The 19,249-nt window shown below is 66.3% G+C and carries 20 protein-coding genes and 1 tRNA gene; 13 read left to right on the forward strand and 8 right to left on the reverse strand.

Annotated elements, in window-relative coordinates:
* The first annotated feature begins 26 nt into the window (after positions 1 to 26).
* Entirely contained in the window at positions 27 to 1,088 is a 1,062-nt protein-coding gene (locus LLW23_RS15580) for an NAD(P)H-dependent flavin oxidoreductase (RefSeq protein ID WP_228946408.1), read from the forward strand.
* A gap of 81 nt (positions 1,089 to 1,169) precedes the next feature.
* On the opposite strand, the gene lexA is transcribed toward LLW23_RS15580, so the two are convergent.
* Complete coding sequence (gene lexA, locus LLW23_RS15585) at positions 1,170 to 1,832, reverse strand: transcriptional repressor LexA (RefSeq protein WP_228946409.1); 663 nt, start codon at positions 1,830 to 1,832, stop codon at positions 1,170 to 1,172.
* Between the two features lie 58 nt (positions 1,833 to 1,890).
* Positions 1,891 to 3,075 (reverse strand): molybdopterin molybdotransferase MoeA, encoded by a 1,185-nt coding sequence (locus LLW23_RS15590; protein WP_228946410.1) that lies wholly within the window; start codon positions 3,073 to 3,075, stop codon positions 1,891 to 1,893.
* Between the two features lie 74 nt (positions 3,076 to 3,149).
* Here LLW23_RS15590 and LLW23_RS15595 point away from each other — a divergent pair, with 74 nt between their 5' ends.
* Complete coding sequence (locus LLW23_RS15595) at positions 3,150 to 4,505, forward strand: M24 family metallopeptidase (RefSeq protein ID WP_228946411.1); 1,356 nt, start codon at positions 3,150 to 3,152, stop codon at positions 4,503 to 4,505.
* A gap of 78 nt (positions 4,506 to 4,583) precedes the next feature.
* On the opposite strand, the gene moaC is transcribed toward LLW23_RS15595, so the two are convergent.
* Genes moaC through LLW23_RS15615 form a run of 4 tightly spaced genes read right to left on the reverse strand, consistent with a single transcriptional unit; the run spans position 4,584 to position 7,388 of the window.
* Positions 4,584 to 5,051, reverse strand: a complete 468-nt coding sequence (gene moaC, locus LLW23_RS15600) for a cyclic pyranopterin monophosphate synthase MoaC (RefSeq protein WP_228946412.1) — start codon at positions 5,049 to 5,051, stop codon at positions 4,584 to 4,586.
* Positions 5,048 to 5,827: an indole-3-glycerol phosphate synthase TrpC gene (gene trpC, locus LLW23_RS15605; RefSeq protein ID WP_228946413.1), complete on the reverse strand. Its 780-nt coding sequence runs from the start codon at positions 5,825 to 5,827 to the stop codon at positions 5,048 to 5,050. Before trpC ends, moaC begins: the two co-directional genes overlap by 4 nt.
* Positions 5,824 to 6,813, reverse strand: coding sequence for an anthranilate phosphoribosyltransferase (gene trpD / locus LLW23_RS15610; RefSeq protein WP_228946414.1), 990 nt, complete (start codon positions 6,811 to 6,813; stop codon positions 5,824 to 5,826). The genes trpC and trpD overlap by 4 nt, the downstream gene beginning before the upstream one ends.
* A complete protein-coding gene (locus LLW23_RS15615) occupies positions 6,810 to 7,388 on the reverse strand; it encodes an anthranilate synthase component II (RefSeq protein ID WP_228946415.1) in 579 nt (192 codons plus the stop codon). Before LLW23_RS15615 ends, trpD begins: the two co-directional genes overlap by 4 nt.
* Before the next feature lie 138 nt (positions 7,389 to 7,526).
* Between LLW23_RS15615 and LLW23_RS15620 the strand changes: the two genes are divergently transcribed.
* Positions 7,527 to 8,009: a hypothetical protein gene (locus LLW23_RS15620; RefSeq protein WP_228946416.1), complete on the forward strand. Its 483-nt coding sequence runs from the start codon at positions 7,527 to 7,529 to the stop codon at positions 8,007 to 8,009.
* Positions 8,010 to 8,034: 25 nt separating this feature from the next.
* Here the strand turns inward: LLW23_RS15620 and LLW23_RS15625 are convergent, their stop codons facing one another.
* Positions 8,035 to 9,132: an alpha/beta fold hydrolase gene (locus LLW23_RS15625; protein ID WP_228946417.1), complete on the reverse strand. Its 1,098-nt coding sequence runs from the start codon at positions 9,130 to 9,132 to the stop codon at positions 8,035 to 8,037.
* 151 nt (positions 9,133 to 9,283) lie between these two features.
* Here LLW23_RS15625 and LLW23_RS15630 point away from each other — a divergent pair, with 151 nt between their 5' ends.
* Complete coding sequence (locus tag LLW23_RS15630; protein WP_228946418.1) at positions 9,284 to 9,868, forward strand: DUF2141 domain-containing protein; 585 nt, start codon at positions 9,284 to 9,286, stop codon at positions 9,866 to 9,868.
* On the opposite strand, the gene LLW23_RS15635 is transcribed toward LLW23_RS15630, so the two are convergent.
* Complete coding sequence (locus LLW23_RS15635; RefSeq protein WP_228946419.1) at positions 9,869 to 10,402, reverse strand: hypothetical protein; 534 nt, start codon at positions 10,400 to 10,402, stop codon at positions 9,869 to 9,871.
* A 52-nt stretch (positions 10,403 to 10,454) separates the two neighbouring features.
* On the opposite strand from LLW23_RS15635, the gene LLW23_RS15640 reads away from it, so the two are divergent.
* From LLW23_RS15640 to LLW23_RS15680, 9 genes are all read left to right on the forward strand, one after another.
* Positions 10,455 to 10,531 (forward strand) — tRNA-Arg (locus LLW23_RS15640).
* Between the two features lie 226 nt (positions 10,532 to 10,757).
* On the forward strand, positions 10,758 to 11,621 hold the full coding sequence (locus tag LLW23_RS15645; protein ID WP_228946420.1) for a type 1 glutamine amidotransferase: 864 nt from the start codon (positions 10,758 to 10,760) through the stop codon (positions 11,619 to 11,621).
* Between the two features lie 54 nt (positions 11,622 to 11,675).
* Positions 11,676 to 12,341 carry an HAD family hydrolase gene (locus LLW23_RS15650; protein ID WP_228946421.1) on the forward strand — a complete coding sequence of 222 codons (666 nt, stop codon included), beginning with the start codon at positions 11,676 to 11,678 and terminating at the stop codon, positions 12,339 to 12,341.
* A 122-nt stretch (positions 12,342 to 12,463) separates the two neighbouring features.
* Positions 12,464 to 14,437 (forward strand): PAS domain-containing protein, encoded by a 1,974-nt coding sequence (locus LLW23_RS15655; RefSeq protein ID WP_228946422.1) that lies wholly within the window; start codon positions 12,464 to 12,466, stop codon positions 14,435 to 14,437.
* Between the two features lie 97 nt (positions 14,438 to 14,534).
* Positions 14,535 to 15,542 carry a PAS domain-containing sensor histidine kinase gene (locus tag LLW23_RS15660; protein ID WP_228946423.1) on the forward strand — a complete coding sequence of 336 codons (1,008 nt, stop codon included), beginning with the start codon at positions 14,535 to 14,537 and terminating at the stop codon, positions 15,540 to 15,542.
* An 83-nt stretch (positions 15,543 to 15,625) separates the two neighbouring features.
* Positions 15,626 to 17,566 (forward strand): PAS domain S-box protein, encoded by a 1,941-nt coding sequence (locus LLW23_RS15665; RefSeq protein WP_228946424.1) that lies wholly within the window; start codon positions 15,626 to 15,628, stop codon positions 17,564 to 17,566.
* Positions 17,567 to 17,695: 129 nt separating this feature from the next.
* Positions 17,696 to 18,085: a response regulator gene (locus LLW23_RS15670; RefSeq protein WP_228946425.1), complete on the forward strand. Its 390-nt coding sequence runs from the start codon at positions 17,696 to 17,698 to the stop codon at positions 18,083 to 18,085.
* A gap of 109 nt (positions 18,086 to 18,194) precedes the next feature.
* Positions 18,195 to 18,551, forward strand: a complete 357-nt coding sequence (locus LLW23_RS15675) for a DUF6481 family protein (RefSeq protein WP_228946426.1) — start codon at positions 18,195 to 18,197, stop codon at positions 18,549 to 18,551.
* Between the two features lie 24 nt (positions 18,552 to 18,575).
* Positions 18,576 to 19,241 (forward strand): spermidine synthase, encoded by a 666-nt coding sequence (locus LLW23_RS15680; protein ID WP_228946427.1) that lies wholly within the window; start codon positions 18,576 to 18,578, stop codon positions 19,239 to 19,241.
* The last annotated feature ends 8 nt before the right edge of the window (positions 19,242 to 19,249 follow it).

Here is a 19,249-nt window from a genome sequence, read left to right on the forward strand (position 1 = left end):
ACCGAACCACCAACACACGGAGGCCCATGCGCTTCACGGACCGCCTCGGCTTAACCCTGCCCCTGATCCAGGCGCCGATGGCGGGCGTATCGACCCCCGCCTTGGCAGCGGCGGTATGCGAGGCTGGCGCACTTGGCTCGATCGCGATCGGCGCCACCGATGTAGCCAGCGCCCGCACGATGATTGCGGACGTGCGCGCGCGCACTGATCGCGCGTTCAACGTTAACGTGTTCGTCCATCGCCCCGCACACGCCGATCCCGTCCGCGAAGCGCACTGGCTCGATCTGCTGCGCCCGCTGTTCGCCGAATTTCGCGTCGAGCCACCACCCGCGCTCCGGACGATCTACACGAGCTTCGCTGACGACGCCGACATGCTCGCGATGCTCGTCGACACCGCGCCGCCCGTGGTAAGTTTCCACTTCGGCATTCCGCCGGCAGACACCCTGGACGCGCTACGCGCCCGCGGCGTGTTCATGCTTGCAACGGCGACCAGCGTCGATGAGGCGATTGCGATCGAGGCCGCCGGAATCGATGCGATCGGGGCGCAAGGCATCGAAGCTGGCGGTCACCGCGGCATGTTCGAGCCTCAAGCGCCCGACGCAGCGATGAGCACCCTGGCGCTAACCGAAACGCTCGCAAAGACCACGCACCTGCCGATCATCGCTGCCGGTGGGATCATGGACGGCGCCGGCATCGCCGCGGCGCTCGACCGCGGCGCGGCGGGGGTGCAGCTCGGCACCGCATTCATCGCCTGTCCGGAGTCGGCGGCGGACGAGGCATACCGCGCAGCGGTTAGCGGCCTGAGCGCCGACACCACGATCCTCACGTCGGTGATTTCCGGGCGGCCAGCGCGCGCGATCCCGAACCGCTTTACCGCCCTGGACACCGGCTCAAACATCCCGCCGGACTATCCACGCGCTTACGATGCTGGAAAGGCTCTCCATGCTGCCGCAAAAGCGACGGGCGAAAATGGCTTCGGTGCACACTGGGCTGGCCAAGGCGCTCCATTCGCTCGCAGCCTGCCCGCTGCAGAGCTGATCGCAGCGTTGAAAGCCGAGCTCGAAGCATGCCGAGAGCAACAATCCTGAGAATCTTCCAGGCGATGAAACTTACCCGCCCGCGACCTTGCGGCGCTTGCTAGGCGGAAAGCTAGATTCCCTGACGCGGCATCACGAATATCGCCGCAAGATCCCCGCAAGCTTGCCCTGCACCCGCACCTGCGCCGGCGCATAACGCTGCGGATCGTACGCGCGGTTCGCCGGGTCGAGCCGGATCATCGCACCCTCGCGGCGGAAGTACTTAAGCGTCGCCTCATTGTCCTCGATCAGTGCCACGACGATCTCGCCATCGCGCGCCACGTCCTGACGACGGATCAGCGCATAGTCGCCATCGAGAATGCCGGCCTCGACCATCGAGTCGCCCGCCACTTCCAACGCGAAATGGTCGCCGGCGCCGAGCAGCGCCGCTGGCACGGGGAGCATCGTCGATCCCTCGAAAGCCTCGATCGGAACACCCGCGGCGATCCGCCCGTGCAGCGGTACTTCGATCACGTCGTTGGCCGGCGCGGGCACTGCCTTGCGCGCAGGTGCCGGTGTCGGCGCGCGCCGTGGCTCGGCGCGCTCTGGGATCTTGATCACTTCGAGCGCGCGGGCGCGATTGGGCAGGCGGCGCAGGAAGCCGCGCTCCTCGAGCGCCGAGATCAGCCGGTGAACGCCGGACTTGGACTTCAGGTCAAGCGCCTCCTTCATCTCCTCGAACGAGGGCGAGACACCGGTCTCGATCAACCGGTCCTCGATGAAACAGATCAGCTCGTGCTGTTTCCTGGTGAGCATGGCGTCATCATCTCCGCGCGAACAGACAAGGAACCTTTATGGAACGTTCCAACGTACGTCAAGCGATCATGAGGACTTCCGCCGAGTCGCCGCGTTCCGCCGCTGGGTCGTGCGGCGGGCGGACGATCAAGCATTGCGCGCGCGCAAGCGTCATAAGCATCGAACTGTCCTGGATCGCCGCCACATAAGCGCGCCCGTCGCGCAGTTCGGCGCGCATATAGTCGGTGCGTGGGCCGTTCGCGGGCAGCGACTCGCCCAGGATCGCATGCGTGGTGATCGGGAAGGGCTGTGCCGCGCCGGCCAGTCGCGCGATCACTGGTTTGACGAACAGCAGCGCGGTCACGAACGCCGACACTGGATTACCGGGCAGGCCGAGCACCGGCATGTCGCCGCGCCGCCCCGCCATCAGCGGCTTGCCGGGGCGAAGCGCGACGCGCCAGAAGTCGATCGTCGCCCCTGCGCCGAGCAGCGCCGGCCGGACGAGGTCGTGATCGCCCACCGATGCGCCGCCGGTCGTGACCAGCAGGTCTGCGTCGACCGTCGCAAAGGCCTGCGTCAGCACATCGAGCCGATCGGGCAGGATGCCGAGATCGATGATGTCGACCGGCAGGTCGGCCAGCAGCGTGCGCAGCAGCAGCCGGTTCGATTCGGGTAGCGAGTCCGCGCCGAAGTCAGCCCCCGGATCGACCAGCTCGTCGCCCGTCGCAGCCAGCGCAACGCGCACCCGGCGATGCACCGCCGCGTGCGAAACTCCCCCAGTCGCCGCCACTGCCAGCCGCGCCGCCGTCAGCCGATCACCCGCCGCGACCAGCACGTCGCCCTCAGTAAAATCGAGCCCGCGCCGGCGCACGTTGCCGCCGATCCGCAGCGGGCCCTCGCCAGCAAGGATCAGCCGCTCGCCGTCGCGTTCGGCCTCCTCCTGCACCATCACCACATCCGCGCCGTCGGGTATCGCCGCGCCGGTGAAGATCCGCACCGCCTCGCCGGCGCCGATCCCGCCATCGAACGGCCGGCCGGCCGCGCTCTCGCCGATCACGCGCCACGGGCCGGGCAGGTCGGCGAAGCGCAGCGCATAGCCGTCCATCGCCGACAGGTCGCGCATCGGCTGCGTACGCCGCGCGACCAGTGGCTCCGCGGCCCAGCGCCCGCCCGCTTGGGTGATCGGCAGCGTCTCGGTGGCGACTGGCGCGATGGCGGCGATCAGGCGTGCCTGCGCCTGCGCGACGGGAAGCAATTCGCTCATGCCGGGCCGAGTGGCAGATTGACGGCGCGAGCAACAGTGCGATTGATGCGACAAGCAAAAAGCAAACGGGGGCAATGATGCAGTGGTTGGCAATAGTGGCAGCGGCGGGATTGATCGGGGCGGCGCCGCTGCCCGCACCGGATCAGGCGGAGACGCTGTCGCCGCTCGCCCCGGCGGTGCTGCCGCTGCGCGAACAGGCGCAGGTGCGCGACGGCTGGCTGCGCGAGCGGCTCGACATGGTCGTGCCGCGGCTGATGCGCGACGCAAAGGTCGACATGTGGATCCTGATCGCGCGGGAAAATGCCGAGGATCCGGTGCTCGCCACCATGCTCGATGCCGAGAGCTTTCACGCGCGGCGACGCACGATCCTCGTCTTCCACGATCCCGGTGATGGCAAGCCGGTCGAGCGGCTGACGGTGAGCCGCTATGGCCTTGCAGACCTGTTCCCGTCGGCGTGGAAGCCCGAGGAGCAGCCCGATCAATGGAAGCGCCTCGGACAGATCGTCGCCGAACGCCGCCCGCGTCGCATCGCGGTCAACGTGTCGCCCGAGACGGCATTCGCCGACGGCCTGACCAAGAGCCAGCATGACGAACTGAGCGCGGCGCTGGGCGACGATGCCAGGCGGCTCGTCCCCGCCGGCCCGCTCGCGATCGGCTGGCTAGAGACGCGGACACCCGCGGAAATCGCGCGCTATCCCGAGATCGTTCGCACTGCGCATGCGATCATCGCGCAGGGCTTTTCCGCGCGCACGGTCAGCCCGGGCGTCACGACCGCCGACGATCTCGTCTGGTGGTATCGTGAGCGCATCGCCGCACTGAAGCTCGACACCTGGTTCCAGCCATCGGTCGCGATCTTCCGCCGCGGCGCTAAGGAACTGTCGGGTGACGAGGTGATCCGGCCGGGCGACATGCTGTGGGTCGATTTCGGCATCAAATATCTGGGCCTGAACACCGATACGCAGCATCTCGCCTATGTACTGCGCCCCGGCGAGCGCGAGGCGCCCAAGGGCTTGCGTGATGGCCTCGCCGCCGCGAACGGCGTGCAGGATGCGCTGACCGGTGCATTCCGCACCGGCCTCACCGGAAACGAGATGCTCGCCGCAGCCCGCGCGACGGCGCTCGCCAAGGGCTTGCGTCCAACGATCTACTCCCACCCCATCGGCTATCACGGCCACGCCGCCGGCACCGCGATCGGTTTCTGGGACGATCAGAAGCCATCGCCGCGCGGCGACTATAAACTGCGTCCGATGACGGCATGGTCGATCGAGCTGTCGGCGACTCACGCCGTCCCCGAATGGGGCGGGCAGGAGGTCCAGTTCCGGCTTGAGGAAGATGCATGGTTCGATGGCACGCGCGTTCGGTATCTCGATGGTCGGCAGACCCGCTTTCACTTGATCGGCGCTGCGGGGGCAAAACGAAAGCCGCGTTGAGCGTCACTGTCCCGGCGTTTCCCGCGGGTTGCGCCGTCTGCCCCGCGGGCAGCGGCGCGGCAGAGTCGCTTTCGTAGATTACGCCGCGAAATCCCCCGATTTTCCCCCGGTCTTACGCAGCAGTTTCACGCCCTCGATCGTCATCCTTTTGTCGATCGCCTTGGCCATGTCGTAGATCGTGAGCAGCGCGACGGACACGGCGGTCAACGCCTCCATCTCGACGCCGGTGCGGCCAGTCGTGGCAACCGTCGCCGTCGCGCTGACGCCATCTGCCTCTATTGTAAGGTCAATTGTCACCTTCGACAGCGGCAGCGGGTGGCACAGCGGGATCAGCTCGCTCGTGCGCTTCGCCGCCATGATCCCGGCAACGCGCGCCACCGCGAGCACGTCGCCCTTGGCCACCGCACCATCAGCAATCGCCCGCGCCGCCTCGGCCGACATTAAAATTCGGCCAAATGCAACGGCTTCTCGTACGGTCTCGACCTTGCCGCCGACATCCACCATCCGCGCCGCGCCAGCCTCGTCGAGATGCGTGAGCCCGCTCATCCGACCAGCGCCCGCGTCGCCGCGGCGATGTCATCCTGCCGCATCAGGCTCTCGCCGATCAGGAAGCAGCGCACACCATGCCCCGCCATGGCATCGAGATCGGCACGCGTGTTGAGCCCGCTTTCAGCCACGAAGGTGCAGCCCGCTGGCGCTCGCCCGACCAGCTCGTACGTGCGATCGAAGCTCACCGAAAAATCACGCAAATCCCGGTTGTTGACGCCGATCAGCCGCGATTTCAGCTTGAGCGCGCGATCGAGTTCGTCAGCATCGTGGACCTCCACCAGCACGTCCATCCCGCGCTCGATCGCCGCCGCTTCTAGCTCCGCGGCGACGGTATCTTCCAGCGCAGCCATGATGATCAGGATCGCATCCGCCCCGATCGCGCGCGCCTCGGCGACTTGCCACGGATCGAGCATGAAGTCCTTGCGGATCACCGGCAGGTCGCACGCCGCGCGCGCCGCGACGAGATAATCCTCATGGCCCTGGAAATACTCCCGGTCGGTGAGGATCGACAGGCACGCCGCGCCGCCGTCTTCATACGCGCGAGCATGCGCCGGCGGATCGAAGTCGGCGCGGATCAAGCCCTTGGACGGGCTCGCCTTCTTGATCTCGGCGATCAGTGCGTAGCGGTCCGTTGTGCGATCAAGCGCGGCTTTGAATCCGCGCGGCGTGCTCTGCGCCGCAGCCAGCGCATCGAGATCGCTTAACGAGCGCAGCTGCCGCCGCGCCGCGACCTCCTCGCGCTTCGTCGCCAGGATCGTGTTGAGAATAGTCATGCCCAGTCGATCCAGCGGTCGAGCAGATCAAGCGCCGCACCACTGTCGATCGCTTCGGCTGCCCGAGCTGCGCCGGCGCTCAGCGGCTCGCCGACCAGCGCCAGCGCGGTGGCCGCGTTGAGCACCACCGCGTCGCGATAGGCCCCGCGCGCGCCATCGAGCAGGTCGCGCAGCGCCCGAGCGTTATAGGCCGGATCTCCTCCGCGGATCGCTTCCACCGGGTGCCGCCGAACGCCAGCATCCTCGGGCACGATCTGGCTTCCGACCGCTACGTCGCCGATCGCCACCACCAGCGTCGGCCCCGCGCCGGAAACTTCGTCGAGCCCTTCCTCGCCCGACACCACCAGCGCCGCCTCGGTGCCGAGCTGCGCCAGCGCCTCGGCATAGACGGGCGCATAATCGGGCCGCGCGATGCCGATCAGCTGCCGCGTGACGCGCGCCGGATTGGCGAGCGGCCCCATGAGGTTGAAGATCGTTCGCGTGCCAAGCCGCTGCCGGATCGGCGTGATCCGCTTCATCGCCGGATGGTGATTGCCGGCGAACAGGAAACAGATCCCAAGCTCGTTCAGCGTTTCCTCGGCGAGTTCCCCCGCGCGCGCCATGTCGAGCCCCAGCGCCTCGAGCGTGTCCGCCGCGCCGGCCTTTGACGAAGCGGCGCGGTTGCCGTGCTTGGCCACCGGCACGCCGCATGCCGCGACCACTAGGCTGACTGCCGTCGATACGTTGAGCGTATGGTGCCCGTCGCCGCCCGTGCCACACACGTCGATCGCACCCGTCGGCGCGCTGATCGCCACCAGCCGCGCGCGCATCGCGCGGGCCGCCTCGGCGATCTCGATCGAGGTCTCGCCGCGTGCCGACAGGTCGACCAGGAAACGCGCGATCGCTTCCTCGCTCGCGCGCCCGTCGAGGATGTCCGCGAACGCCTGCGCGGCGCTCTCGTGCGACAGCGGCGACGCAGTATCGGGCAGCAGCGCCATCGTGGTCATGCCAGCGCCTTTGCGCCGGTCAGCGCGACGAAATTCGCAAGCAGATCGTGGCCGTGTTCGGTCGCGATGCTCTCGGGATGGAACTGCACGCCATGGATCGGCAGTTCGCGATGCCGAAGCCCCATTACCGATCCGTCTGGAGCGGTAGCGTTCGGCACGAGCACATCGGGCACGTCCTCCACCACCAGCGAATGGTAACGCGTTGCGATGAACGGCGAGGGGAGGCCAGCGAACACGCCCGTCGCATCGTGCGTGATCGCGCTCGTCTTGCCGTGCATCAGTCCGCCGCGCACCACGCGCCCGCCGAAATGCTGCCCGATCGCCTGATGGCCGAGGCACACGCCCAGCAGCGGCCGCCGGCTTTCCGCGCAAGCCGCGACTAGATCGAGGCTGATCCCGGCTTCGTTCGGTGTGCAGGGGCCGGGCGAAAGCAGGAAGCCGGTCGCGTCGGATGCGAGCGCGTCTGCCGCGGTCAGTGCGTCGTTGCGCTCGACGTGCACTTCGGCGCCCAGCTCCATCAGATAATGGACCAGGTTCCAGGTGAAGCTGTCGTAATTGTCGATGACCAGGATCATGTCGCGCCCGCCATAGCCGAACGCGCCTCCGCCGCAACGGCTGTTGCACCGACGCAATAATACGTAATTGGATCGCGACGTTCAGACCGGATAAAGTCACCGTGGTGATCGTTGTCTGATTACCAGGAGGTCGCCACAATGTTTCGCCCGCTCGCCATCACCGTCGCCGCGCTCGCGCTGTTCCCCGCCGCCGCGCTTGCCCAGACGGCGGCCCCGACGCCCGATCAGGCGCAGGCCGAAACCGGTCAGCCGCCGCAGCGCATCCGCCAGGTGAACCTGATGGGCAACGAAAAATGCCCGGTCGCTGCGGCGGACGAGATCGTGGTGTGCAGCCGGGTCGATCCGAACGAACAGTTCCGCGTCCCCAAGGAATTGCGTCAGCCAGCCGAAGTGCCGGCGCAGAACCAGAGCTGGGTGAACCGTGCAGCGACCGTCGATCAGGTCGGCCGCGTTGCGGGTGGCTTGCCGAATACCTGTTCGCCGGTCGGCGCCGGCGGGCAAACCGGATGCGGCATCGTCGCCGCACGCAATTACGCGGCGGAGAAGCGTCAGGCGAAACGCGAGGCGGAGCAGGCTGCGCCCGGCTCGACGACTGAGCAAGACGACGATCCGCAGGATTGATCGGCGCTCCGCTGGCTGAGAAGAGCTATTTCTCGGCCAGCAGCCGCACCAGGTCCGCCTTCCAGAACTTCGCCCAGGTATGCGTCCCGTGCCCCTTGGTCTCGGTGCTCGCCGCGATCAGCCGGAAGGTTGCACGCGGCATTCGCTTGGCCGCCGGCTCGACCACGCCATAACCCGACGGGTTGATGAAATCGTCGCTCGAGTTGATCCACAACACCGGCACGGTGATCTTCTCGAGCGCCGGCGACGGATCGTAGTTTCGCGACGAATCGAGCTGGTAGATGTAATCGTTGGCATCGCGCCCGGCGCTGTTGCGTGCCAGCGCCTCAGCCAGGAACGCCTCTGCGGCGGGCCGCGTCGGATATAGCTTCTGCAACGCCAGCGGGTTGGCCCCCGCGATGATCGACAGGCTCGACGCGGTGCGCAGGCCCTGCTGCGGCTGTGCGATGTAGTTGCCGCCCGCCCACGCCGGATCGGCCTGGATCGCGTCGATCGTCATCTTGCGCCACATGCGGTTGAGCCCCGCGATCTGCACTGGCAGACACGCAAAGGGCGCCAGCCGCTCGGCGAACCCGGGGTAGGTCTCGCCCCACACGAACGCATGCATGCAGCCCATCGACGTGCCCAGGATCACCTTCAGCCGCGTGACGCCGATCGCCTCCAGCATCGCCTTCTGCCCGGCGACCATGTCGTCGTAATCGTACTTCGGAAACGCCATCCGCTTGCCGTCCGAAGGCTTGGACGAGGCACCATGGCCGATATTGTCCGGCAGGATGACGAAGTGCGTGCGGATGTCGAACGGCTGGCCAGGGCCGTAGAGCTCGTCCGCAAACTGCGGCTGGATGAATTGCTTGCCCGTGCCGCCGGTGCCGTGAAGCACCATCACCGCATTGTCGATCCGCCCGTCCGGCCCGCGATGCGGCGTGCCGAGCGTCGTGTAATGCATCCGCAGGTCCATCGTCTCGCCGGTCTTGAAGCGGAAGCCGGGGAGGGTGATGTCGCCCTCCTTGATCAGCCACGTCGTTGCGGCAGGGGCGGGGCGCGCCGGCGTGGCGACTGGCTGGGTTGTCTGGGCAAAGGCAGGGAAGGCTGCGGCGAAAGCGAGCAGGGAAAGAGAGCGCATCGCAGGACCGTAACGAACTTCTCCGGCATATTGAAGAAGATGTCGTCGGGTGCGAACCATAATCGAATCGTCGTAGATTAGCAGCGGACGACGTGCTCTTAAGCGTAGCAAACAGGAGGGATATAGCGATGGTTGCTACGGCTTTGATAGCATGCTCGCAGGGGCGAGCCGCGTTGCGCGGGTCGATTTGACGACCTTGCGTTCGGATATGAAGCGCGTCGGCGTCGTCATGCTCTTGGCTGCCTCGCTTGGTACCTCCGCCTTCGGGCAAATGCCCAGCGCCCCGCTCGGGCCTTATGCGGCCCGCTGCACCGCGGGCGATTCACCATCGATCCTCGTCACGGTCGTCGGGCTGAAGAGCCGGACCGGCACTATACGCGTGCGCACCTTCGGCGGCGCGACGTCAACATGGTTCGAAAAGACCAAGTGGATCACGCGCGTCGAGGTGCCGACACCCGCGAGCGGCCCGATTCGCGTCTGTTTGCCGGTTGCCGCGCCCGGCACTTATGCGATCGACATGCGGCACGACATGAACGGCAATAGCGAGACCGACCGATCCGACGGCGGCGGCGCATCGGGCGATCCGAAGGTGACGCTGCTCGATTTCGTCTTTGGGCGAAAGCCTCCCCCGCACGTCACCGCCGTGACGGTAGGCCGCGGCGTCACCGAGATCACCGTCACCGCAATGTATCTCCGTGGCGGCGCGCTTCGCCCGCTCGCCGCGTCCGCGCGCTGATCAGGTGGGCGCGAGCGCGCCTTGCAGCGCCGCGATCCGCGCCACCTGTGCTGCAGCCGCCACGCGCACGCGCTCGATCGCCGCGTCGAGCGCCGGATAGTCCGGCGTCAGCGCCGTCGCACGCTCCGCCGCGACCTCCTCCAAATCCGTGACGAGCTCCTGCGTCGACGAACGCAACGTATCCAGCTCCGCCAGCGCGACTTGCGCATCGAGCCACGCCTCGCTGCCCGCCGGTGATCGCCCCGCGGCAGTAACCTGTCGCGCCGCGCGCGCCGCGGCGGCATCGAACGCTGCCGCCCGTTCCGACAGCATCCGCTCCGCCGTCGCGATCCGCGCATCGAGCGCCGGGTCGGCGACTACCGCTGCGGGCGGTGGCGCCGCCGGTTCGTCAAAGGTCCGCGTCTCCGCCGTACGCGGCAGCAGCGAGGGATAAGCCTCGCGCCCAGCGCACGCTGTGAGCGACAGGACGGCGATCGAAAGGGCGGGCAGCGAGCGCAACAACATGCCCGCAGGCTTAGGGAGCGAAAAAGTCACGCGCAACGCTCTTGCGCAATCCGAAAGCCCCTTCTATTGGCCCCTCTCCCAAGCGCCCGTAGCTCAGCTGGATAGAGCATCAGACTACGAATCTGAGGGTCGGACGTTCGAATCGTTCCGGGCGCACCATTCTTTTTCTGCGGTTCCGAGCATCGATCAGGTGCTTCGAAGCCGCGTGGCAATCGTAGCAATCGCTTCGCCGCCGCGATCTCTCCTGACGAACAAATACCTTGAAGACGGATAAATGCGCGTCGCGGCGGGTTCAGGTCGCATCGCCGCGCGATGTGGATCGGATCGGGCGCGCGACCAGAGCGAGCGCCGCCGCGTCGCGCTGCTTCCCGTCACGTGAGTCCCCATGCATATTCTCGTTTCCGAAAGCGAACCGCCGGCCGCGCGGCGCAAGCGACGCGACAGCGTCGGGCGCAGCTCCGGCGAGACCTTCATCAAGCGCCTCGCGCAGCTCGTGCCCGGTGCCACCTGTGATCGCGTGACGCCAGCGGACGAGGGCAGCGCCGTCCCCGATGCCGCTAAGATCGCCGGCTATGACGCCGTGTTCCTGTCCGGCTCGCCGCTGCATCTGTACGAGGATTCACCCGCCGTCCGCCGCGAGGTGGCGCTCATGCGAGCGGTTTTTCAGTCCGGAACGCCGTCGTTCGGATCATGCGCGGGGCTGCAGGTCGCGGTGGTTGCGGCCGGCGGCACGGTTCGGGCGATGGGGCCGCGGCGGGAGGCGGGGTTCGCGCGTCGCATCGTGCGCGCGGCGGCGGGGGAGAATCATCCGCTGCTGGACGGCCGCCCACCGTCGTTCGACGCGCCAGCGGTCCATACCGACGAGGTGGATCGGCTGCCGGCCGGCGGCACGCTGCTGGCGTCGAACGCGGTGACGCGCGTCCAGGCGGCGGAAATCCGGCATGACAACGGGGTATTTTGGGGTGTCCAATACCATCCGGAGATCTCGCTGCGCGAAGTCGCAGCGGCGCTTCGGCGACAATCGGAGGATCTGGTCGAACACGGCCTCGCCCGCGACGAGGCGGATATCGACGATCATTCCGCGACGATCGACGCGCTCCATGCCGATCCCGCCCGCCAACATCTCGCCTGGCGCCTTGGTCTCGACGCGCAGGTGACTGACGAGGCGAAGCGGATGATCGAATTGCGCAACTTCATCGATCATTTGGTGCTGCCCACACGCTCTGCCCGCGGCCGGACCCGAGGCTGAACGCCCGCCCGCGCGTTTGAAGGCCAAGACAGACTCTCCAAAAAGGATGATCCGATGGCGATCCGCGCCGTACTTTTCGACATCGACGGCACGCTCGTCGACAGCAACGACCTGCACGTCATCGCCTGGCAGGAGGCGTTCGCCTCGATCGGCGAGCGTTTCGAGCGAAGCGTCATTCATGACCAGATCGGCAAGGGCACCGACATGCTGGTCCCCACGCTGCTGCCGGATGCCGATCAGGCCACGCAAGACGCGCTCGGCGAGGCGCACGGCTCAAACTTCAAGGAACGCTTCCTCGCGCAAGTGAAGCCATTTCCCGGCGCGCACGATCTGCTCGCCCGCGTCCATGCCGACGGCAAGAAGGTCGTGCTCGCGTCGTCCGCATCGGCCGAGGAACTGGAGCACTATACCGGATTGCTCGATGCCCGCGATCTCGTGGACGCCACGACCAGCGCTGACGATGTCGAGAATACCAAGCCGGCGCCGGACATCTTCGCGACCGCGCTGAAGAAGATCGCGCCACTCACCGCGGAGGAAGTGATCGTCGTCGGCGATACGCCATATGACGTAGAGGCGGCGGGGAAGTGCGGGATCGCGACGATCGCGCTGCGCTCGGGCGGCTTCCCCGATTCCGCGCTCCGCGAGGCGGGTGCAGTGGCGCTGTACGACGACGTCGCCGCCTTGCTGCGCGATTATCAGGACTCTCCGCTCGCCGAATGATCGCACGGCCCGGATGAAAAAGCGGAACCGCTCGGTTCAGGGAAGGTATTAACCTTTCACAACTTTTCTCGCGGAGCCGTGATGTTGCACTACCCAAGTTCGCTGCGCGTGCCACCCGGCCAATGATCGATCCGGCGCTCGCCCAGCAGATCGTCGAAAGCTCGACCGATTTCGCGATCATCACGTTCGATCGCGAGGGTCTGATCACCAGCTGGAATCCTGGCGCGGAGGCGCTGCTCGGTTGGTCGCCGGGTGCGGCGATCGGGCAGCATGCGCGGATCTTCTTCACGCCGGAAGATCAGGCGGCAGGCTCGCCCGAGGACGAAATGCGGCGCGCGGCGGAAGACGGGCGCGCGATCGACGAGCGGTTTCACCAGAAGGCGGACGGAAGTCGCTTCTGGGGCTCGGGGCTGGTGATGCCGCTGAAAGGCGCGACGGGCTTCCTCAAGATCGTCCGCGACCGGACGAAGGAGCGCGAAGCGGAGCGCCGTATTGTGACGCTCACGGATGCGCTGCCCGGGTTCGTCTTCGAGGCCGATCCCGACGGCCACTATGTTCAGACCAACGCGCGCTTCAGGGAATATACCGGTCGCGGGGATGCCGAACTGCTCGGCGATCGCTGGCTGGAAGCGGTCCATTCCGATCATCGCGAGCGGGTTCGTACCGCCTGGGAGGCGGCGATCGACAGCGGCGAGCCGTTCGACGAGACCTTCCTCGTCGAACGCAGCGATGGCGAATATCGCTACTTCGCCTGCCGCGGCATCCCCGAGCGCGACGAACATGGCCTTGTGATGCGCTGGATCGGCACCTGCGTCGATGTCGAGAACGAGTCGAAAGCCAAGGCCATGCTCGAAGGCGTCAATCTGTCGCTCGAACATGCCGTCACCGATCGCAGCGCTGCGCTGGAGCAATCGCAACGCACGCTCTCAGCCGCGATCGCCGAGCGCGAGCGTATCGAAGACGCACTTCGCCAAAGCCAGAAGATGGAGGCGATCGGGCAGCTCACGGGCGGCGTCGCACATGATTTCAACAATCTGCTCACGGTCATCATCGGTGGCGCCGACATGCTCAAGCGCCCCGGCCTCAGCGACGAGAAGCGTCAGCGTTACATCGCGTCGATCAGCGAGACTGCCGACCGTGCGGCAAAGCTGACGAACCAGTTGCTTGCCTTTGCACGGCGCCAGCCGCTGCATGCTGAAAGTTTCGACATCGTCGAACGCTTGCGGCGCAGTGAGGATGTGCTGCGCACCGTGTCGGGCGCTCGCGTCACGCTAACGTTCGACATTCGCTGCGAACCTTGCATCGTCCACGCTGATCCCAGCCAGTTCGATACCGCGATCGTGAACATGGCCATCAACGCGCGCGACGCGATGGACGGCGTAGGGCGGTTGGCGATCAGGATCGATGAATGCGATCAAATCCCCCCCACGCGCGGCCATGCAGCAGTCGATGGCCGCTTCATTCTGGTTGCGGTGAGCGATACCGGCAGCGGGATCTGCGAGGCTGACCTGCCGCGGATCTTCGAGCCGTTTTTCACGACGAAGGATGTCGGCAAAGGCACCGGCCTTGGCCTCAGCCAGGTGTTCGGTTTCGCCAAGCAATCGGGCGGCGACATCGCGATCGACAGCGAGGCGGGAGCGGGCGCGACCTTCACGCTTTACCTGCCGTGTGCCGACGATCCGGCAAGTCGCACCGTTGGCGATGCCCAGTCAGCGCCGGCGCAAGCGTCGGGATCGGGCGCCGGCTGCGTCCTGCTGGTCGAGGATAATCAGCTGGTCGGCGAATTTGCCGCGCAGCTGATCGGCGAGCTTGGCTACACCAATCAGTGGGTGCCGAGCGCGCAGGAAGCGCTTGCAGTGATCGCGGCGCAGCCCGATCGGTTCGACGTGGTATTCACCGACGTCGTGATGCCCGGCATCTCGGGAATCGAACTCGCCGAGACTCTCCGCGTGCGGCATCCCGACCTGCCCGTTGTCCTGACGAGTGGTTACAGCCACGTGCTCGCGCTCGAAGGCACGCACGGGTTCGAGCTGTTGCAGAAGCCATATACCGCTGACGGACTCGCTCGTGTCCTGCGCGCGGCAACGCGTCCATGATCCGTCGCATCTAACATTTGTTAAGGAAAAGACGCGGCAGCGTTGTTGCTGGCTTTCCGAAGATTCTGCATGAGCCGTTCCGGAGACGGAATTTATCATGCTGAACATGGAAGACCTCTACCGGCTGTTGCGGACCGGTCATGTTCAGGCGCAGGGCATCGTCGATACCGTTTCCGATCCGCTGCTGGTGCTCGACTCGAGCCTCTGCGTGCAAAGCGCCAGCCGCTCGTTCTTCGAGACATTCCACGTCGATCGCTACGAAACGATCGGCAAGCCGCTGTACGAGCTTGGTGACGGGCAGTGGGATATCCCCACCCTGCGCAGCTTGCTGACGGAGGTAATTCCCCGCGCCACCGCGATCCTGGATTATCAGGTCGAGCACGATTTTCCGCACCTCGGCCGTCGCACGATGCTGCTGACCGCGCGCACACTGCACCATCCGGACATCAGCAGCCATACCATGCTGTTGTCGATCGTCGACGTGACCGAGCGGAAACGGAAGGACACCGCGCGCGATCTGCTGTTCGGCGAACTGCGGCATCGCATGAAGAATCTGCTTGGCCTCGCGCAATCAATGGCGCGCCAGATGCCTGCCGAGGGCTGCACCGCCGCGCAATATCGCGACGACTTCCTCGGGCGTTTCAGCGCTTTGATGGATGCCGAAGACGTCGCTTTTTCCGAACATGATCAGGGCGATTTGACCGATCTGCTCGAACGCGTCTTCGCCCCATACCTGGCCGATTCTGCGGCTGCGTTGATCACTCCGAGTGAGGCGGTGGACCTCAGCCCGCGCATGCTCACGTCGCTCGGACTCGCTTTCCACGAACTCGCGACGAACGCTGCGAAATACGGAGCTTTGTCGGTACCCGGCGGCAAGGTTCGCGTCGGCTGGACGGTCGAGAAGGGATCCAACGCGCTTCGCATCACTTGGAGCGAAAGCAATGGCCCGCCAGTAACGCCGCCGACGACGACTGGCTACGGCACGCAACTGATTGAATCGACGATCACTTACAGCCTGTTCGGTACGATCAAAACCGACTATGCGAAAAGCGGCGTGCAGGTGGATATCGTCATTCCATTGGACGAAGGGTCACCAAAGCGCTGAATGATGGCCGTAATGAGCGGCGTCGGCGCAATCCTGGTCTTGCCGCAGCATCGATTTGCGACACGCCAGATGCAGGAGGCTCGATGACCGATCAACGAGAGCTGCTTAGTCGTCAGCACGCCCTTGCCGACTTCGGCGAATTCGTTCTCGATAGCGATGATCTGCAGGCCGTGCTGACGGAAGCATGCCGGATCGTCGCCGGGGCGCTGCAGACGGATTACGCAAAGATCCTCGAGATCGAGGACGGCGAGGGTAGCGTCCTTGTACGGGCAGGCGTCGGCTGGCATCCTGGCATCGTCGGGCATCAGCGCATCCCGCTGGGGGTCCGATCGTCGGAGGCATTCGCGATCGAGCAGTGCGAGCCGGTCGTGACGCAGGATCTCGCGACCGAAGAGCGGTTCGACTTCCCGTCGTTCATGACCGATCATGGCGTGGTCGCGCTCGTCAACGTCCCGATCCTGTTGCCCGGCCGCAAGGCGTTCGGGCTGCTACAAGTCGATTCACGCGTCCCGCGCGCGTTCGAAGAGGACGACATCCAGTTCCTGCGCACTTATGCGATGGTGCTTGGTCCCGTCATCGATCGCCTCAACAAGCTGCGCGATCTCGCCCGCACAACTGAACGGTTTCGCCTGATCGTCGAGCATGCGCAGGATTATGCGATCGTCCTCACCGATGCCGAAGATCGCATCGTCGATTGGCTGCCCGGCGCGGAAGCAGTCTTCGGCTGGAGCAAGGAGGAAGTGCTCGGCCAGTCCGCCGCGATCATGTTCACAGCCGAGGATCGCGCCGCCGGCCTGCCGGAGCGCGAAATCGCGACCGCGCGGCGCGAGGGGAAGGTCGCCGACGTGCGTTGGCATGTCCGTAAAGACGGCAGCCGCGTGTTCATCGAAGGCCAGGCCACCGCAATGCGCCATCCCGATGGCAGCTTCGCCGGCTTCATGAAGATCGGCCAAGACGTGACACGCCGAGTTCATGGCGACGAGGCGCTCCGAAACAGCGAGACCCGCCTGCGCCTCGCCGTCGAAACAGCGCAACTCGGCACGTGGGACTGGGACATGGCAACGGACACAATCGAATGGTCCGACGTGCATTACACGCTGTCCGGCTATGATGTTGGCGAGGTTGTGCCAAGCTACGCCGCCTGGTCCTCGCGCCTTCACCCTGATGATCGGGCGGCAACCGAGCACGCACTTGCGCAGGCGCGGGATCGTCGCGAGGTCTTCGTCGCCGAGTTCCGCAACCGCCATCCCGACGGCACGATCCTGTGGTGTTCGGCGCGCGGCCAGTTCTTCTACGACGAGGATGGCCGCCCGATCCGCATGATCGGCGCAATGCGTGACGTGACCGAGCGGCGCGAGTGGGAAGAGCGCCAGCAAGTCCTGATCCACGAGCTGCAGCACCGCACCCGCAACCTGATGGGCGTCGTGCGCTCGACCGCCAGCCGGACGATGGCGGCCAGCGCCGATCTGGCGGAGTTCGAGGCGCGCTTCGTCCACCGGATCGATGCGCTCGCGCGCGTGCAGGGGCTGCTGTCGCGGCTCGGCTCGAACGATCGCATCGCGTTCGACAAGTTGCTCACCTCGGAGCTGTCGGCCGTCTTCGGGGAAGCCGAGCGGGTCACGTTCGAGGGGCCGCCGGGGATCCGCCTGCGCTCTTCGGTCGTGCAGATGCTCGCCATGGCGCTTCACGAGCTCGCCACCAATGCGGTGAAATATGGCGCGCTGAGAGATCCGCAGGGATCGCTGCACGTCACCTGGCAGCTCGAGCCGGATGGGCCGGGCAACATGCCATGGCTGCACGTCGACTGGCGCGAGCGCGGCGTGTCGATCGCCGATCCCAATGGCGCGCCGCGTGGCACCGGGCAGGGGCGCGAACTGATCGAGCGCGCCCTTCCGTATCAATTAGGTGCCAAGACCCGCTTCAGGCTCGAACCCGACGGCCTCCACTGCACCATGTCGATCCCCGTATCAGCGAGCATTGCCGTGGAAGAAGACGATCTGCCCGATCCCCGATCCGGGCTGTAGCGCCAGTCGTTTTTCGAGCCGCTTTAACGAGCGTTAGAGCGCTGGCTTTTGCGCGCCGACATGATCCCACAATGCCAACTCCTGCACAGAACATCGCATCTCCTCCGGCGAGCGGCGGAAACCACCCCAATGCGTGACGAGTCGATGGATGGCTGCCGCGTGCTCGTCGCCGAGGACGAGTATATGCTGGCGAGCGATCTCGCCGACGCGCTCGAACAGGCCGGCGCGCACGTGATCGGGCCCGCGCCGACCGTCGAGGACGCGCTGTCGCTGCTCGAGGACAAGCCGATCGATTTCGCGGTGCTCGACGTGAACCTCAGCGGCGATCTGGTCTATCCGCTTGCCGATGCGCTGGTCGGCCGCGGTATCTCCTTCATGTTTGCCACCGGCTATGACGCCAACGCGATCCCGTCGCGTTATGATGGCGTGCCGCGGCTCGAAAAGCCGGTCGATCCCGCGGTCGTGGTGCGTGCGGCGGCACGGTCGGTGCGCGGCGCTGTGACACTCGCGCAACCCTGATTGTCCCTGATTGACGCGAAATGCCGTTGAGGGCAGCGCAACGTCGGCAATGGTGCTAGAGGCGCACTCCGGCGGTTCTTCCGATCGCTGTCACTTCAACGGATTGCACATGGCTGGTTACAAGATTCCTGATTTCAACGAGCGCGCCGGAGCCGCGCGCGCGGCCAAGCAGGCTGCGCTCGAAAAGCTGCGCGACAAGCCCGAGCCCGATGCCGCCGCGCTGGCGGAGCGGCAGGCCGTGCGCGCCGCGCGTGATGCCGCCGCCGCCGAGCGCCGCGCCGCACGGCTTGCCGCCGAGGAAGAAGCCAAGACAGCCAAGCGCGCCGAGAAGGAGCGGCTCGAGCAGGAGCGGCTCGAGCAGGAGGAGCGCGACGCGCCGGCCGAGCCAGCGACGCCGAAGACCGCCGAGGAAATGAAGGCCGCTCGCGACGCGCGCTATGCCGCGCGCAAGGCGCGCAAGAAGTGATTCCTCGCTCGTGATTCGGCGCCCATGATCCCACGCGAAGTCATCGGCGTGGCCGAGGTGCCGGGCGGTCCGCCGCTCCGCCTCGTGCGTCACGGCGGTGACTTCATCATCATGCTCGATCGCAACGAACTGATGAGCAGCCGGATGAGCGGCTCAGAGGTGGCGCTCGGCACGATGACGCTGCAGCGGCTCGCGGCGCCTTCGCCGCGACTGCTGGTCGGCGGCTATGGCATGGGCTTCACGTTGCGGGCGGTATTGGCGAAAGTCGATGCCGATGCGCGGGTGACGGTCGCCGAACTCGTCCCCGGGGTCGTCGATTGGGCACGCGGCCCGATGCAGGCGATCGCCGACGGCTGCCTCGACGATCCACGCGTCGAGCTGCGCATCGAGGATGTCGGCGCGGTAATTGCGGCGGGGCAGGGCGCGTACGATGCGATCCTGCTCGACGTCGACAACGGCCCCGATGGCCTCACCCGCACCGGCAATGACGCGCTTTACAACCAGCGCGGCCTCGACCGTGCCCGTGCCGCGCTACGCCCGGGCGGCATTCTCGCAATATGGTCGGCCGGCGCGGATGCCGCCTTCACGCGCCGGCTGAAGCTCGCGGGCTTCGCGGTCGACGAGGTGAAGGTGCGCGCGCGCGAGAACGGCAAGGGGCCAACCCACACGATCTGGTTCGCGCGGGTCTGATTCCACCC

It is taken from the genome of Sphingomonas radiodurans (assembly GCF_020866845.1).
In the GTDB taxonomy this organism is placed as follows: domain Bacteria; phylum Pseudomonadota; class Alphaproteobacteria; order Sphingomonadales; family Sphingomonadaceae; genus Sphingomonas; species Sphingomonas radiodurans.

What these genes read in the sequence shown, in the direction of transcription:
- LLW23_RS15615 (WP_228946415.1), bottom strand. Translation starts at nt 7,388, where the DNA reads ATGATCCTGGTCATCGACAATTACGACAGCTTCACCTGGAACCTGGTC.
- LLW23_RS15645 (WP_228946420.1), top strand. Translation starts at nt 10,758, where the DNA reads ATGCATATTCTCGTTTCCGAAAGCGAACCGCCGGCCGCGCGGCGCAAG.
- trpC (WP_228946413.1), bottom strand. Translation starts at nt 5,827, where the DNA reads ATGACTATTCTCAACACGATCCTGGCGACGAAGCGCGAGGAGGTCGCG.
- LLW23_RS15590 (WP_228946410.1), bottom strand. Translation starts at nt 3,075, where the DNA reads ATGAGCGAATTGCTTCCCGTCGCGCAGGCGCAGGCACGCCTGATCGCC.
- LLW23_RS15580 (WP_228946408.1), top strand. Translation starts at nt 27, where the DNA reads ATGCGCTTCACGGACCGCCTCGGCTTAACCCTGCCCCTGATCCAGGCG.
- LLW23_RS15680 (WP_228946427.1), top strand. Translation starts at nt 18,576, where the DNA reads ATGATCCCACGCGAAGTCATCGGCGTGGCCGAGGTGCCGGGCGGTCCG.
- LLW23_RS15670 (WP_228946425.1), top strand. Translation starts at nt 17,696, where the DNA reads ATGCGTGACGAGTCGATGGATGGCTGCCGCGTGCTCGTCGCCGAGGAC.
- LLW23_RS15595 (WP_228946411.1), top strand. Translation starts at nt 3,150, where the DNA reads ATGATGCAGTGGTTGGCAATAGTGGCAGCGGCGGGATTGATCGGGGCG.
- LLW23_RS15630 (WP_228946418.1), top strand. Translation starts at nt 9,284, where the DNA reads ATGCTCGCAGGGGCGAGCCGCGTTGCGCGGGTCGATTTGACGACCTTG.
- LLW23_RS15675 (WP_228946426.1), top strand. Translation starts at nt 18,195, where the DNA reads ATGGCTGGTTACAAGATTCCTGATTTCAACGAGCGCGCCGGAGCCGCG.
- moaC (WP_228946412.1), bottom strand. Translation starts at nt 5,051, where the DNA reads ATGAGCGGGCTCACGCATCTCGACGAGGCTGGCGCGGCGCGGATGGTG.
- LLW23_RS15660 (WP_228946423.1), top strand. Translation starts at nt 14,535, where the DNA reads ATGCTGAACATGGAAGACCTCTACCGGCTGTTGCGGACCGGTCATGTT.
- LLW23_RS15620 (WP_228946416.1), top strand. Translation starts at nt 7,527, where the DNA reads ATGTTTCGCCCGCTCGCCATCACCGTCGCCGCGCTCGCGCTGTTCCCC.
- LLW23_RS15655 (WP_228946422.1), top strand. Translation starts at nt 12,464, where the DNA reads ATGATCGATCCGGCGCTCGCCCAGCAGATCGTCGAAAGCTCGACCGAT.
- LLW23_RS15665 (WP_228946424.1), top strand. Translation starts at nt 15,626, where the DNA reads ATGACCGATCAACGAGAGCTGCTTAGTCGTCAGCACGCCCTTGCCGAC.
- lexA (WP_228946409.1), bottom strand. Translation starts at nt 1,832, where the DNA reads ATGCTCACCAGGAAACAGCACGAGCTGATCTGTTTCATCGAGGACCGG.
- LLW23_RS15625 (WP_228946417.1), bottom strand. Translation starts at nt 9,132, where the DNA reads ATGCGCTCTCTTTCCCTGCTCGCTTTCGCCGCAGCCTTCCCTGCCTTT.
- trpD (WP_228946414.1), bottom strand. Translation starts at nt 6,813, where the DNA reads ATGACCACGATGGCGCTGCTGCCCGATACTGCGTCGCCGCTGTCGCAC.
- LLW23_RS15650 (WP_228946421.1), top strand. Translation starts at nt 11,676, where the DNA reads ATGGCGATCCGCGCCGTACTTTTCGACATCGACGGCACGCTCGTCGAC.